The sequence below is a fragment of the Hymenobacter coalescens genome (assembly GCF_054783195.1).
The window spans coordinates 16,931-30,323 of the sequence record NZ_BAAGRA010000025.1 but is presented as its reverse complement, the minus strand read 5'-3'; the positions used below and the strand labels follow the sequence as shown (position 1 = coordinate 30,323).

13 protein-coding genes are annotated in these 13,393 nt (G+C 66.6%); 2 read left to right on the top strand and 11 right to left on the bottom strand.

The features are described from left to right. Nucleotides 1-50: 50 nt before the first annotated feature. Nucleotides 51-1,169 (bottom strand): AMP-binding protein, encoded by a 1,119-nt coding sequence (locus tag ACYVKQ_RS21385; protein ID WP_460677403.1) that lies wholly within the window; start codon nt 1,167-1,169, stop codon nt 51-53. 203 nt (nt 1,170-1,372) lie between these two features. On the opposite strand from ACYVKQ_RS21385, the gene ACYVKQ_RS21380 reads away from it, so the two are divergent. Further along, the gene (locus tag ACYVKQ_RS21380; RefSeq protein WP_460677402.1) at nt 1,373-1,594 is read left to right on the top strand and encodes a hypothetical protein; all 222 of its coding nucleotides are present in this window, start codon (nt 1,373-1,375) and stop codon (nt 1,592-1,594) included. Here the strand turns inward: ACYVKQ_RS21380 and ACYVKQ_RS21375 are convergent. From ACYVKQ_RS21375 to ACYVKQ_RS21330, 10 genes are all read right to left on the bottom strand, one after another. After that, entirely contained in the window at nt 1,591-2,037 is a 447-nt protein-coding gene (locus tag ACYVKQ_RS21375) for a hypothetical protein (protein ID WP_460677401.1), read from the bottom strand. The genes ACYVKQ_RS21380 and ACYVKQ_RS21375 overlap by 4 nt on opposite strands. A gap of 147 nt (nt 2,038-2,184) precedes the next feature. After that, a complete protein-coding gene (locus ACYVKQ_RS21370; RefSeq protein ID WP_460677400.1) occupies nt 2,185-2,862 on the bottom strand; it encodes a hypothetical protein in 678 nt (225 codons plus the stop codon). A 186-nt stretch (nt 2,863-3,048) separates the two neighbouring features. Then, nucleotides 3,049-5,295: an N-acetylmuramoyl-L-alanine amidase gene (locus ACYVKQ_RS21365; RefSeq protein ID WP_460677399.1), complete on the bottom strand. Its 2,247-nt coding sequence runs from the start codon at nt 5,293-5,295 to the stop codon at nt 3,049-3,051. 262 nt (nt 5,296-5,557) lie between these two features. Continuing rightward, nucleotides 5,558-6,133, bottom strand: a complete 576-nt coding sequence (locus ACYVKQ_RS21360) for a hypothetical protein (protein WP_460677398.1) — start codon at nt 6,131-6,133, stop codon at nt 5,558-5,560. Nucleotides 6,134-6,347: 214 nt separating this feature from the next. Next, nucleotides 6,348-7,364: a hypothetical protein gene (locus ACYVKQ_RS21355; RefSeq protein ID WP_460677397.1), complete on the bottom strand. Its 1,017-nt coding sequence runs from the start codon at nt 7,362-7,364 to the stop codon at nt 6,348-6,350. Nucleotides 7,365-7,366: 2 nt separating this feature from the next. Then, the gene (locus ACYVKQ_RS21350) at nt 7,367-7,705 is read right to left on the bottom strand and encodes a DUF6370 family protein (RefSeq protein ID WP_460677396.1); all 339 of its coding nucleotides are present in this window, start codon (nt 7,703-7,705) and stop codon (nt 7,367-7,369) included. A 108-nt stretch (nt 7,706-7,813) separates the two neighbouring features. Next, the gene (gene menB, locus ACYVKQ_RS21345; RefSeq protein ID WP_460677395.1) at nt 7,814-8,638 is read right to left on the bottom strand and encodes a 1,4-dihydroxy-2-naphthoyl-CoA synthase; all 825 of its coding nucleotides are present in this window, start codon (nt 8,636-8,638) and stop codon (nt 7,814-7,816) included. 127 nt (nt 8,639-8,765) lie between these two features. Continuing rightward, nucleotides 8,766-10,586 (bottom strand): 2-succinyl-5-enolpyruvyl-6-hydroxy-3-cyclohexene-1-carboxylic-acid synthase, encoded by a 1,821-nt coding sequence (gene menD, locus ACYVKQ_RS21340; protein WP_460677394.1) that lies wholly within the window; start codon nt 10,584-10,586, stop codon nt 8,766-8,768. A 336-nt stretch (nt 10,587-10,922) separates the two neighbouring features. After that, complete coding sequence (locus ACYVKQ_RS21335) at nt 10,923-12,137, bottom strand: chorismate-binding protein (protein WP_460677393.1); 1,215 nt, start codon at nt 12,135-12,137, stop codon at nt 10,923-10,925. Beyond that, a complete protein-coding gene (locus ACYVKQ_RS21330) occupies nt 12,134-12,583 on the bottom strand; it encodes a hotdog fold thioesterase (protein WP_460677392.1) in 450 nt (149 codons plus the stop codon). The genes ACYVKQ_RS21335 and ACYVKQ_RS21330 overlap by 4 nt, the downstream gene beginning before the upstream one ends. Before the next feature lie 44 nt (nt 12,584-12,627). Between ACYVKQ_RS21330 and ACYVKQ_RS21325 the strand changes: the two genes are divergently transcribed. Next, nucleotides 12,628-13,281, top strand: a complete 654-nt coding sequence (locus ACYVKQ_RS21325) for a histidine phosphatase family protein (protein WP_460677391.1) — start codon at nt 12,628-12,630, stop codon at nt 13,279-13,281. Nucleotides 13,282-13,393: the final 112 nt, after the last annotated feature.

Here is a 13,393-nt window from a genome sequence, read left to right as displayed (position 1 = left end):
TCGCACGCGATTCGCAATCGGGGCCGGCCGCACTGGCCAGGTCGGCGGCGCTACAGGCCCAGCGCGGCCAGCGTGCGGCGGCGGTCCAGCTTGCCGCTGGCCGTCTGGCCGAACTGGTCGGCGTAGTGCACGGCGCGGGGCAGCTCGTAGCGGCCCAGCCGCTCGCGCAGCAGCGCCAGCACCGCGTCCCAGTCGGCGGCGCTCAGCGGCGCGCCCTCCACGATGGCCGTCACCTGCTGGCCCAGCCGTTCGTCGGGCTGGCCCGTCACGAAGGCGCGGCGACCCGCGTGGCCCAGCTCGGCCAGCGCCACTTCCAGCACCTGTTCCACCTTTTCGGCGGCCACCTTCACGCCGCCGGAGTTGATGACGAAATCGACCCGGCCCAGCCACTCGAACCGGTGGTGGTCGTGTTCGTCGAAACGCACCAGGTCGTTGGTTTGAATCAGCTCCTGGTTGGTCACGTCGCCGCGAACGGCCAGGCAGCCGCGCGCATCCTGCTCCACGTGCAGGCCGGGCAGCACGCGGTAGTAGGCCGAGGCTTCGGGTCCGTTGAGGCGGCGCAGGGCGATGTGCGAGCAGGTTTCCGTCATGCCGTAGGTGTGGTACAGCGGCACCTGCAGCGCCCCGCTCAGTTGGGTGAGCGAGTAATCCACCGCCGCGCCGCCGATCAGGATGGCCTGCAGGCGCTCCAGCCGCGGAGCGTGGCCGTGGGCCAGCACCGTGCGCAGCTGCAGCGGCACGAAGGAGGCGAAATCAAATTCCGCTTCGGGCGGCAGCAGCGCAAACGGGTCGCTGACGGGCTCGGTGATGGTCAGGTGCAGGCCGTACTCAAACGCGCGCACCAGCATCATCAGGCCCCCGATAAACTCGCAGTTCAGGCACACCAGCATGTGCTGGCCCACGCCCAGACCGAGGTGATTCATGGTGCGCTGGGCACTGGCCACCAGCTGGCTGCGGCGCAGCGTGATGGGCTGCGCGGGGCCCGTCGAGCCGGAGGTCGTCAGCACAAACTCCTGCACGCCGTTGAGCCACTGCCGGCAGAAGGCCAGCACGCGGGCCTCGTAGCCGTTGATGTCGCCGCCGGCGTGGCCGGGGTATTGTTGAATGTCGGCGTAAGCGTAGCGGCGGCCGTTGAGCAGCAGCGAGTCGGGGGCGGTGGTAGCGGGCATGCGCGGGATGTAGAAGCGAAAACGGTAGTCAGATACCGCCAAGGCCAAAGAAAGGATGCGCCAGCCAAAGGAGCATCAGCAACACCGCCCTGGCAGGCTTGGAGGCTGGTGGCGTTGCGGCCCTCGAAAACAGCTCTGCCGAATTCGGACGATTTGAATTTTCGTATCTTATAACGGTTGTGCCACCTAGTTAGCTCGCTGCCATGAACACGTTCCCACGCCCCGCCGGTGGTCCGTTGTCAGCCGTCAATCCGGTCCCGGCACCGGCCACCACGCCGCCTCAGAACCCGGGGGCGGCCACGTCGCAGCCGTATCCGGTCCCGCCGCAGATCCAGGACGCGGCGGAAAGCGAAGAGGAAACCCAGGCCAAGCGCGAATTCTACGCCTGGTACGCCGGCTTCGAGGGCTACGGCTGCATCTTCTAGCGCCGCCGGCCTTCCGCCGAGAGCAACCAGCGCTGGTAGCGGCGCTGGGTGGGCCAGGTGAGCAGGGCCAGCCCCCAGCCCATCAGGCCGTAGTAAAACAGGTGGCGCGGGTCGCCGCTGACTTCGTACAGCAACAGCGGCGGCAGGCTCAGCAGCCCCAGCAGGCTGTTGTGCAGCAGCTGCCGGCCGCGGTATACGCGCCGGTTTTCGCGGATGGGCCGGCGCAGATCGGGCCGCAGGTAGCGCGAGAGGGTGTACAGGCTGCTCCCCACCATCAAAATCAGCAGGAAGGCCAGCAGCGCGAACGGCCCAAGCGAGGGCGCCGCGCCGCTGCTTCCGCTGGGGATTCCGCCGCCGATCCATAGCACCAGCGCGCCCATGAGCAGGGTTTGCAGCACGTACTGCGTCAGGTGAAGAAGCTGGGTGAGGCGAATAGGCGTCATGCGTCCGGGAGCCCGGACGCGGCTGGCTCGCCGGGCTATGCGTGATACGCAAAAACTACGGGGCGCTGCCAGGCCAACTCGGACGTAGCCACGGTAAAAGGGGGTGAGGAGTAGCCGCCGAAGCGGCTGACGCTAAATAGGGCTGATTTAACGCGCCGCCGACGCAGGGCTTCGGTCCCAGAGCGCCAGCATGGCCGCTAATTTCTGGTATTCCTCCTTGTCGTGTCCGTCGAGCACGCCGAAGCGGGTCTTGAACGCGGTGAAGTATTGCCGGGCCGCCGAGCTGCCGGATATCGTCGCCAGAAACAGCGTGTGGGCCAGCTCCATCTTGCCCGGCCCTTTCGGGGCGGTTTCGTAGGCAGTGGTGGCGGCCCGTATCTGTTGGCGACTGTACCTGGGGAGCTGCCGGTTCACGGCAAAGGTCCGCACGGCTTTATCGCCGACGAAGTACACCCGCTCGGTGGCCCACACCGTTTCCCGAAAGTCGAAGTTGGGGCCGGTTGGCAGGCGCTCCAGCTGCTGCACCAGCAAGGTGTCGCCGGCTACGGCGAGGCGGCACGTCAGCAACGAGCCCCAAAAGCCCACGATGCGCTGCTGCCCGCAGGCGGCCAGCACAAACTCCGAAAAGCTGGCCGGCCGGCTGTCCTCGTTGCGGTAGCCGCAGAGCACCAGCGTACGGCCGCTGGCAAGGTGGAAAGCCGTATCGGCGACGGTGCCGGCAAACTCGTTGGGGGGACAGGCGCAGGCGGCTTTGGCGCCTTGGCCGCGCACGGTGCCCGAGGTCAGCAGGGCCAGCAGCAGTAGCAGACAAGGGTAGCGCATCATCTGGGAGTGGGGCTTACAGAGGCAACACAAGGTCCTCAACTTCGGCAAATCGGCTGGGTCGCGCAAGCGGCCGCGGCCTTTTCTGCTTAAGCCGGGGCGGCTTGTATTGGACGAAGCGTAGCAAAAAACGGCCCGGACCGCGCGAGGCGAACCGGGCCGTTTTCGGGGCAGTGGCGGCAGTAGCGCTTACTGTACCAGCAGCTTCACGTACTCCACGTGGGTGCGCAGCTGCACGGTTACCACGTACACGCCCGGGCGCAGGTTGGCCGGCAGCAGGTAGCCCAGCGGCTGGTTGGCCGTGATGCTGGCGTGGGTGCCGGTGCCCACGGGCTGGCCGCGGAAGTCACGCAGCAGCAGCTCGGCCGGGCCGTCGTAGTCGCTCACCGTTAGCCAGGCTTTGGCCCCGGGCTCCACGGGGTTGGTGATGCGCACCACGGGCTGCTCGGGCGTTTGCTCGCTCAGCACGCCGGCCGCCGTGCCCGCGCTTCGCCAGGCCACGCTCTGCGTCGAGACGCGCAGGGTATAGGCCGTGGTGTTGCTGGTGGCGCCGTTGTAGCCGTACACGCGCACGTAGTAAGTAGCCGCTGGCGCGCCGTTGTAGGTAATGGTTTCGGGGTTGGTGCCCGACGAAGTGGAGGAATACAGCAGCGTGCCGCTGGCGTTATACAGCTCCAGCTCGTAGTCGGCGGGCAGGGTGCTGAGCGTCACCTTGATGTTGTTGTTGGTGCTGCTGCTCGTAAACGAGTACCAATCCACGTCGGCCGCCGGGCACACGTAGGCCAGGTTGTTCACGTTCACGCCGAGGGCCTTGCTGGCGCTCAGCGTCTCGTTGGCTTCGTAGCTGTCGGTGGGGCAGCTGGTGGTGGTGCCCCCCGAGGAGGTCCAGCTGGCCGAGAAGCCCGGGCGCGTGGTGGCGCAGTCGCTGCGCAGCTCCAGAAACACCTTGCCCGACGTAGCCTTGATGGTGCCGGGGTTCGTGGTGCCCGAGAATTTGCCGATCAGCGGCGCCTGGTTGTTGGCCCCGTTGTACACCAACAGGTGGTCGTAGCCGCTTTCCAGGTCGAAGCTGTTGAAGGTCAGGCTGACGCTGGTGGCGCCGGTGGGCGCTATGAGCTGGCACTGGCGCACGTCGTCGCCGTAGTTGCCGGCGCTGCCGCCCGAGTCGTACACGGTGCCCGAAGCGGCTGTGAGCGTGGTGACCGTCGGCGCGTTGTTCACTAGCTTGTAAAATCGTTCCCAGTCCCAGTTCACGCCCGGATCGGTGTGCGTCTGGTTGGGGTAATGCTGGTGCCCCTTGATTTTGACGCAGGCGCCCGTGCTCAGCGTGCCCGTGGTGGCCGCGCCGTAGAAGGTACGCAGCCCGCTGATGCCGTAGCCGCTGCCCACGATGTCGCGTGCCAGCGCGGCCGAGCTGTTGTACATGGCCGCGGTGTACCACGACGCGTCGTTCACGTAGCCCTCGTGCTCGGTGCCGATGGTGTAAGGGTTTTCGGAGCCCACGTGCCAGGCCTTGTTGGCTTCCGTGACCATCTGCGTCACCTGTCCGTCGCTGCTGCGGATGACGTAGTGCGCCGAGGCCTGGGCCGAACAGTTCTTAAACCACGAAATGCAGCCCGCGTAGGTGCCTTGCACCGTGTGCACGGCGTAGTGCGTCGCGGCCACGCCGTTGCGCGAGCTGTAGTTGCAGGTCGTCAGGTCCGTAATGGCCGGGCCGTAGTTGGTGGAGGCCACCACGGCGTACGTCGAGCCGCTGGGGTCGAAAGCCTGCCCGTTGGCTTCCACCTTGTGCTCCGATACCTGCGCCGTGCCGGCGCTCAGCACCCGGTAGTTGGCCCCGAAGATGCCCGGCAGGTCGAGGCGGTGGTCGGGAAAGCCGTAGCGCTGCTGGTTTTCGGCTTTCGCCAGAAACGACAGCACGCTGTAGAGGTGCGAATCGAGGGCGAAGGAGCCCACGGCATCCTTGCTGAGCGGCAGCTCGCTCAGGGCCAGGAGCACCGGCAGGTGCTCGGCGGGGAGGTTGGCCTTGAGCTGACGCTCAGCGGCCAGCCGGGCATAAGCGGCGGCGTAGGCCAGAATGTTGGTGCGCGGGTCAGCCTTGATGCGCTCCTCGCTGGCATCGGCCAGCTGGGCTACCGTGCGCAGGTTCTCGCGGAAGTAGCCCTTGCCGTCGGCAAACAGGCCCATCACGCCCGCCGGCAGCGGCATGCCCGTGCAGCTGGCTGGTTCCTCGGCCGAAATGTGGCGCATGTGGGTTTGGGTGTGGGCCACCGCTTCCAGCATGCCGCGCGGAATAACCGGGTAGCGCTGGTAGGCCTCGGCGAAGGCGGCCGCGTAGGGCGTGGCCGTTGCCACAATAGCCTGCGGGGCTGTTTGGGCCCTGAGCGTAGGGGACAGGCCAAGCAGCCCTACCCAAAGGAGTAGATTTTTTTTCATGAGCAGAACGGTGGTTAGGTGTTTGGTTTTGGTAGGGGTAAAGTACTGATAATGCGGAATTGTCCATAAAGAATGCTGTCCTGTTTTGAGATTTTGGCAATGCCATTTTGAATAAGGCCACCCAGGCTTATACAGGGCCGTTATGCAACAAGCCCTACCGCACGGCAGGGCTTGTTGGGTAGAAAATCAAGAGATAAAATTCGGCCTGCCCGGTAGCGCGGCCGGAAGCTGGGGCATCAGGGCCGGCCCAGCGCCGGGCGGCTTACACGGCTTCCGCCAGCACCGGTTCGGTGGCCAGCCTGCGCGCTTCCGCCAAGCAGTTAGTTGAGGCGACGCTGCGGGCGGAACGGTGAACCAGCAACGACACGCTCAGGGTGATGGTAAGCACGACGGCGGGCACCAGCCCGATGGGCGTGAACACCCACGTCGGCAGGGTGCTGGCCAGTATCAGCAGCACATGCCCGTACAGGCGCGGCCGGAGGCGCTGCTCGCCCTGCACGTAGCGGCGGCACTCCTGCAGCAACAGGTACGCTTGGTAGAACAAAAAGACCCCGAACAGCTGCAGTGAATAATGGTAGAAGCTGAATGAAGCCTTGCCCGCGGAAATGAAAGTATACGAGTCGTACGCGTTGCGCAGGCAGTGCATCACCATGCAGGTCATCAGAAACAGCGGCCCCCAGTACAGCACCGGCACCACGTGCTTGCGCGTCTGCCAGCTGCGCTCGGCCCGCCAGCGGTAGGCTACCCCATTGCTGAAAGCCACGGCACTTACCAGGGCAATGGGGCCACCAAAAAGCTCCAGAAACTCGGTGACGCGGTCGTAGGGAGGAATTTGCATAGGAGAAAGGCCAAGGGAAGCGACAACGCAAAGGTGGGCGAAGCACAAACCCGGCACAATCACACAAACGGGTGGTTAGAGGTTGATTGTTAACGTGGTAGGATAAATAGGGGCGCTGTCGGATGAGCAGCAGGGTACGGGCAGGGCCGCGCTCAACCTATCCAGCCCGCTCAGCAGCGGGCGTGTAAGCAACTCCGTCTAGAGAGCGTACAAATCAGCGCGGGTGGTTTTGCCGCAGCACTTCCTGGTTCAGGCCCAGCGCCATCAGCGCCTCCAGGTGCCGGGCATCGTCTTCGCGGCCCACCAGCGCCGCCAGCTCCAGCAGGGTGTCGTCGGAGCCGTCGCTGGCCTGGCCGAACAGCGCCGGGTACAGCTCCCCGAACGGCTCGGCGGCTTCGGTGTAGTACCCGGCCGGGTTCACCTTGAGCGCCAGTAGCTCCAGCAGCACGGCCAGGGGGTACTGCAGGCTGGCCGGGCTGGCCGACAACGGCCGCAGCTCGGCGTACAGGCCCTGCAGCGTCAGCCCCAGGTTACGCAGGCCCTGGTAAGCGAACCAGCGTGTGCCGGTGCCGCTGGAATGCGCTTCCCAGGCCGGACTGAAAAGCGCCTGCTTGAAATACGCTTCCCCTTCGGGGCCGCACAGCGAAAAGCCGAGCAGGAGGCCGGCGTTGCAATCGGTGGAGCAGTACTCTGTGCCGGAAGCGTAGAGCCGGGCCAGCCACGCGGCGCGGTCGGGAAGCTTGCTGACCAGCGCCGGCACAAACTCCGGAAAGACGTTTTTGCCGAGCGTGGCTTCGATGGCCGATCGGATGCTAGCCTCCAGGTCCTGGCAATCCAGGTGCAGCAGGCCCAGGGCGGCGTGTTTGGCCGTGTAATAGTCGGCCGGGCCAAATGCGTAGCGCACCAGCAGCGGCTTCACGGCGGTGTACCCGAGGCGGGCCGCCAGGGTCAGCACTTCGGGCGGCGCGTCGGCCAGCAGTTCGCCGGCCGGGCAGCATACGGCGCAAACGGCTTCGGCCAGGGCCGCGTCGCCGTACCGCTCAAAAACGGGCAGCAGGGCCGCGTGGGCGTAGTCAAACGGGTGGCGCAGGAACTGCGCGAGCAGCGCCCGGGCATCGGCCGCGCTGCCGCCCAGCAGCACGGCATTGACCAGCGCCTGCCGCACCGCGTCGTGCTGCTGGGCGGCCGGTTGCTGCAGGTGCGCCAGCAGGGCGTGCGTCGCGGGCAGCATGCTTAGCGGCCCGTCGCCGTTGAGTCGGGCAGCAGGCGAAAGTGCGTGGCCACGAAACGGTTGTCGACGACCTGGCCGCGTACTTCGGCCCGCCGGATGGCGTTGCAGAACCCGTCCTTGGCGTGGGCGTCGCCGTGCGAATCAATGGACGTGCCATCGACGAAGTAGGCCCGGCCGTCCAGGCGCACGGCCAGGTCGCAGCCCTTGCCGGGCAGGCCCAGGCGGCATTGCCCGCAGGAGGCCTCCACCACGCGGGTCGGGGCGGCGGGGGTGGGAGCGGTTTGGGCCAGGGCCGGGGCGGCCAGGGCAGTAAGCAGCGGAAGCAGCGCAAATGCTTTCATGCGGGTGGGGTGGCCCGTATGAGGGCCGCTAGTGAAGGTACGCGCCCGTAACCGGGCAAAAAAAGGCCCGCATCACTGATGCGGGCCCAAACCGGCCGCGGCCGGGCATTACGGGAACTTGGGGTACTTCGAGAAGTCCGGCTGGCGCTTCTCCAGGAAGGCGTTTTTGCCTTCTTTGGCTTCCTCGGAGAGGTAGTAGAGCAGCGTGGCGTTGCCGGCCAGCTCCTGAATGCCGGCCTGCCCGTCCAGCTCCGCGTTGAACGAAGACTTGAGCATGCGCAGCGCCAACGGGCTTTTCTGCAGCATCTTGCGGCACCACTGCAGGGTGGTTTCCTCCAGCTGCTCCAGCGGCACCACTTTGTTCACGAGGCCCATGTCCAGGGCTTCCTGCGCGTCGTACTGGTCGCAGAGGTACCATATTTCGCGGGCCTTTTTCTGCCCCACGATGCGCGCCAGGTACGAGGCACCGAAGCCTCCGTCGAAGGAGCCCACGTTGGGGCCGGTCTGGCCGAAGCGGGCGTTGTCGGCCGCGATGGTCAGGTCGCACACCACGTGCAGCACGTGGCCGCCGCCGATGGCCCAGCCGGCCACCATGGCCACCACGGGCTTGGGAATGGAGCGGATGAGCTTCTGCAGGTCGAGCACGTTCAGGCGCGGAATGGTGTCCTCGCCCACGTAGCCGCCGTGGCCGCGCACGCTCTGGTCGCCGCCCGAGCAGAAGGCCCGGCCGCCCTCGCCGGTGAGGACGATGACGCCGATGTCGGTCCGGTCGCGGCAGATGTGCATGGCCTCAATCATTTCCTGCACCGTGAGCGGGGTGAAGGCGTTGTGAACCTGCGGGCGGTTGATGGAGATTTTGGCAATGCCCTCGTGGAAGGAAAACAGAATTTCCTTGAATTCCTTGATGGGCGTCCAGGTGACTTGCTGGGACATATGGTGGGTCGTTGGGCTCTGCGTCTTCTGCGGTGAACCTCTGCGCCTGCGGCAGGCTAAAAGTCGTGGTTACGATTGTTTAGCCCGCCAAGGGCGCAGAGGGTTTCGCATAGAACGCAGAGGCTGTTCAAGAGGAAAAAGACGTGCGCACGGCGGCGCGGTATTGCTCGAAGAAAGCGGCGTTGGTGGCCGAGTCGGTGGTGATTTCCAGCACGGCCGCGTTGCCCTTCGACGAAGGCGCAAAGAAAACCGGCAGCACCTTATCTAGTTCGGCGAAAGTGGTGGCCGTGAAGTAGCGCAGCCCAAAGTCGCGGGCGGTATTCTCCGCCGTTAGCGCCTGCCGCGTTTCAAAATACTCCGCCAGCTCCGGCTGCTGCCGCGGTCCGTCGATCAGCCGAAAAATGCCCCCCGCGTGGTTGTTGATGAGCACCACGCGCAGGTTGGGCGTGGGGTAGTTGTGCCAGAAGGCGTTGCGGTCGTAGAAAAAAGCCACGTCGCCGGTAAGCAGCACCACGGGCCGCTCGGGCTGGGCCAGGGCCGCGCCCACGGCCGTGGAGTTGCAGCCGTCGATGCCGCTGGTGCCACGGTTGGCAAATACTTCGGCGGTGCTGCCGGCCGGTAGGCCCAGGATGTTGGCGTAGCGCACGGCCATGCTGTTGGCCAGGTGCAGGGCCGCGCCGTCCGGCATCCGCCGCAGAGCGCGGTAGATGGCCGTAAACTCGTTGAAGGGCTGCTTCGGCTGGGCCAGAAACTCCGCCAGAAAATCGGTGGCCCAACCGTTGGCCCGCTGCCACGGGGTGGTGAAGGCGTCTTTGGGGGCGGCCGCCCCGCCGCGCGCCGCGCCGGGCTCCTGCCAGGTCAGGCGGGAGAACGAGGCCCTCGACGGCTCGCCCGCCGTGCCGGCCAGCAGCGCCTCGAAAAACGCGGCCGGCTCCATGCGGATGATACGCGTGAGCGAACGAAACGTATCGGCTACCGCGCCGGCGGGCTGGATGTGCCAGTGCTGTTTCGGGGGGTACTCGCGCAGGTAGTTTTTCAGCGCCTTCGAAATCAACGACTGACCATAGGTAATCAGCAGTTCGGGACGCAGCGCTTCGCGCAGGCCGGCTTCCGGCACCACCATAAACACGTCCTGCCGGCCCAGCGGCGCGGTGCGCGCCGCGTCGAAGTCGGGCCCGACGGGCTGGTGCACGTTGGCAATCAGGTCGCCGACCACGGGCAGCTGGTACGCCGCGCTCAGGCGGCGCAGGGCCAGCAGCAGGTCCTCGTCGTGGGCGTGCTGGCCGGCCACCACAAGGGTCCGTGGGGTTTGCTGTAATTCCCGGCGCAGCACGTTCAGCTCGGCCGTGGGCAGCTGCGGCGCGCCGGCCACCTCCCGGCTGATGCGCACCCGTTCGTACTGGATTTCCTCGCCGGCCTTCGGGTAAAACGGCTCCCGCAGGGGCACGTTCACCTGCACCGGGCCGGCTGGGAAAGCCTGCGCGATGTTGATGGCCTCGTTCACCAGACGCGTAGCCTGCCAGCGGGCATCGGCGTGGGTAAAGTCCACGGGCAGCTCAAAGGCGGCCTTGGCATGGCGGCCGTAGAGGTTGGGCTGGCGGATGGTCTGCCCATCGAGCTGATCAATCCACTCCGGCGGGCGGTCGGCGGTGAACACCACCAGCGGAATCTGCTGAAAAAACGCCTCGGCCACCGCCGGGGCGTAGTTCAGCCCGGCCGTGCCCGAAGTGCACACCAGCGCCACCGGCCGCCGCTGGGCCTGCGCCAGCCCCAGGCCGATAAAGGCGGCGGCCCGCTCATCGGGCACCACGCGCACCCGCAGCTCGGGGTGGCGGGCAAAGGCAATGGTGAGCGGCGCCGAGCGCGACCCGGGCGACAGCACCACGTCGGTGATGCCGAGCCGGGCGCAGATTTCCGGGATGTTGTGGATGGGCTGAAGCGTGGCCAAGGGCAGGAGCGGAATAGGGCGCGGCAAAGGTAGACCGCAGACCGGTTATGGCCTCTTACGAATAACCACTCGGCAGGTATCCCACCACGACACGCGAAGCCGGTCCGCTGGCCGCCAGGGCGGGCGAAGCTTCTGCAGGAGGGCGCGAGCCAGTTTTTCTTCCCGACAGCACCGGCACCGTAACCGGCAGCAAGCAGGAAAACGAAGCCGCCCGAAACCGCAGGTGCTGGTTTCGGGCGGGGCTAGTGGTTGGGCCGGCACGCTCAATGAGACAGAGGTACTTATGCTGACGGAGGCTTCGGCTTGCCATTTCACAACGGCTTGGCGGCTCTGCCGTTACGCGTCGAGAACCGAGCCGACCGTGCGCAGCTTCATTTCCGTTTCCTGCCACTCCTTCGTCGGCTCCGATTCCGAGGTGAGGCCCGTGCCGGCGTACAGAATGGCTTCCGTCGGGCGCAGCTGCATGCAGCGCAGGTTCACGAACAGGCGCGAGGTGCCCGGGGCCGGCAGGTTCACCGGGCCGAGGAAACCGCTGTAATAGGTGCGGTCGTAGCCCTCGTGGCGCTGCAGAAAGGCCAGGGCGGCCTCGCGGGGCATGCCGCCCACGGCCGAAGTCGGGTGCAGCAGCCGGAGCATGTCGGTAGCGAAGGTGGGCGAGGTCACGCGTTTCAGGTCCACGCGAAACTCCGTGCGCAGGTGCAGCAGGTTGCCCGCCTGCACGGTGCGCGGACCGGTTTCGTCGTAGTCGCGGATGCGCAGCTGCTTAAAGCAGCTCACGATGTAGCGCCCCACCAGGGCCTGCTCCTCGATGTCCTTCTGCCGCCACATGGCCGAGTTGGCGGTGATGTCGGGCGTCAGCGGCTGGGTGCCGGCCAGGGCCATGGTCCGGAACTCCGCGCCATCGGTTTCTACCAGCACCTCGGGCGTGGCGCCCAGCCAGGTGCCCGCCTGCGGGGCGCTGACCAGGGACACAAACGCCCGCGGATGCTCCCGGCACAACGCGTCGAAAGCGCGCAGGGTGTCGAAGCCCGGGGGCAGCGGCTGGCGCGCCGCCCGGCTCGATACCACTTTGGTCATCTGCCCGGTGCGGATGGCTGCCACGCCCTGCGCTACCAGGGTTTCGTAGCTGCCGCGGTCGGCGGTGGCGGGCAGGGGCTGCGGGCTCACGTGCCAGGCCAGCTGCTCGGGCTCGGCCGTTTCGTGGATGACGCGCTGCACGGCGGCCACGGCCTCGGGCGGCAAGGCGTGCGAGAGGCGAAGCTGCTGCCCGGCCGAAAAGTCCAGCACCACGTCGGCCGGCAGCAGCATGGCCTCGGCCGTGTCGCCGTCCTGAAAGGGGTAGAAGGCAAAGCCGGCCGGCGCCGCGGGCTCTAGCGACGGCGGCAGGCCCGAGAGGTGCAGCGGCCGCAGGCTTAGCAGCAGCACGGGCGCCGGCGCGTGCGGCAGGCGCCACAGGGCCACCGCGCCCTCGTGGCGCAGGGCCAGGGCCACCAGCCGCCGCAGCGTGGCGGTGGCAGCCGTTTCCGCGGAAGGCTGGGCGGCTACGCTCACGCCGGTAGCTTTTTGGCCGGCAGCTCAATGACGGCCATGGTAATGCGGCTGACGCACACCAGCACGTCAGTTTCCTCGTGGCGGATGCGGATTTCCCAGATCTGGGTGGTGCGCCCCAGGTGCAAGGCCTCGGCCCGGCCCACGACGTAGCCCGAGCGCACGCTCTTGATGTGGTTGGCGTTGATTTCCAACCCCACGCAGGCGTAGCGCGTACGGTCTACCTGCAGCACTGCTCCGATGCTGCCCAGCGTTTCGGCCAGCACCACCGATGCCCCGCCGTGCAGCAGCCCCATCGGCTGGTGCGTGCGGTGGTCCACGGGCATGCGGCCCTCAATGGCCCGCTCGCTCACGGCGGTAATTTCGATGCCCAGATGTTCGCCCATCGTATTGCGCGACCAGGCGTTGAGTTCGGCCACCGTGGGCAGGGTAGGGGAAGCAGGCAGCATAAGGCAGTTCAGCAAAAACGGTCCGGGGGCGCTAAAGTGCTACTTTGGGCTCCCCATCCAGCAAAACTACGCCCCAAACCCGCGTGGTCAAGAAAATCTACCTCATTCGCCACGGCCAGACGTACTTCAACGTGCGCGGCATCGTGCAGGGCAGCGGTGTCGATGCCCCTCTCAACGACACGGGCCACCAGCAGGCCGCCCAATTTCACGCGGCCTACCAAGGCGTGCCGTTCAACCGCGTGCACATCTCCACCCTGATGCGGACCCAGCAGTCCATTCAGCCGTTTCTCGACGCTGGCCTGCCCCACGAGCGGCACCGCGCCCTCGACGAAATCAGCTGGGGCCACCGCGAAGGCACCCGCATTACGCCCGAAGAAGACATCGAGTACCATGGCCTGCTGCGGGCCTGGCAGCGCGGCGAGACGCACCTGGCCCTGCCCGGCGGCGAAAGTCCGGAGGAAGTGGCCGCCCGTCAGCGTCCCTTCATCGAGGAAGTGCTGCGCGGCCGGCCCGAGGAAGAAACCGTGCTGGTGTGCATGCACGGCCGGGCCATGCGTGTGCTGCTGTGTCAGCTGCTGAACTACCCGCTGAGCTGCATGGACCACTTCGAGCACCGCAACCTGTGCCTGTACCGCGTGCACTACACAGGCTCCATGTTCAGCCTGCGCACCTACATGGATACCGGGCACCTGGTGTAGAGGCTTGGCGGCGCATACTTTGCCCGTCACGGCAACTCTTCGGACGGGAGACAGTTAGCAGAGTAAGCGCGCACTTTCCCGCGCAGAATACCCGCAGCGCACTGGAATCGTT

Bases quoted from the DNA above. Each gene is read 5' to 3' on its own strand.
- ACYVKQ_RS21355 (WP_460677397.1), bottom strand. From the start codon at position 7,364: ATGCTGCCCGCGACGCACGCCCTGCTGGCGCACCTGCAGCAACCGGCC.
- ACYVKQ_RS21365 (WP_460677399.1), bottom strand. From the start codon at position 5,295: ATGAAAAAAAATCTACTCCTTTGGGTAGGGCTGCTTGGCCTGTCCCCT.
- ACYVKQ_RS21360 (WP_460677398.1), bottom strand. From the start codon at position 6,133: ATGCAAATTCCTCCCTACGACCGCGTCACCGAGTTTCTGGAGCTTTTT.
- ACYVKQ_RS21380 (WP_460677402.1), top strand. From the start codon at position 1,373: ATGAACACGTTCCCACGCCCCGCCGGTGGTCCGTTGTCAGCCGTCAAT.
- ACYVKQ_RS21330 (WP_460677392.1), bottom strand. From the start codon at position 12,583: ATGCTGCCTGCTTCCCCTACCCTGCCCACGGTGGCCGAACTCAACGCC.
- ACYVKQ_RS21370 (WP_460677400.1), bottom strand. From the start codon at position 2,862: ATGATGCGCTACCCTTGTCTGCTACTGCTGCTGGCCCTGCTGACCTCG.
- ACYVKQ_RS21350 (WP_460677396.1), bottom strand. From the start codon at position 7,705: ATGAAAGCATTTGCGCTGCTTCCGCTGCTTACTGCCCTGGCCGCCCCG.
- ACYVKQ_RS21385 (WP_460677403.1), bottom strand. From the start codon at position 1,169: ATGCCCGCTACCACCGCCCCCGACTCGCTGCTGCTCAACGGCCGCCGC.
- menB (WP_460677395.1), bottom strand. From the start codon at position 8,638: ATGTCCCAGCAAGTCACCTGGACGCCCATCAAGGAATTCAAGGAAATT.
- ACYVKQ_RS21375 (WP_460677401.1), bottom strand. From the start codon at position 2,037: ATGACGCCTATTCGCCTCACCCAGCTTCTTCACCTGACGCAGTACGTG.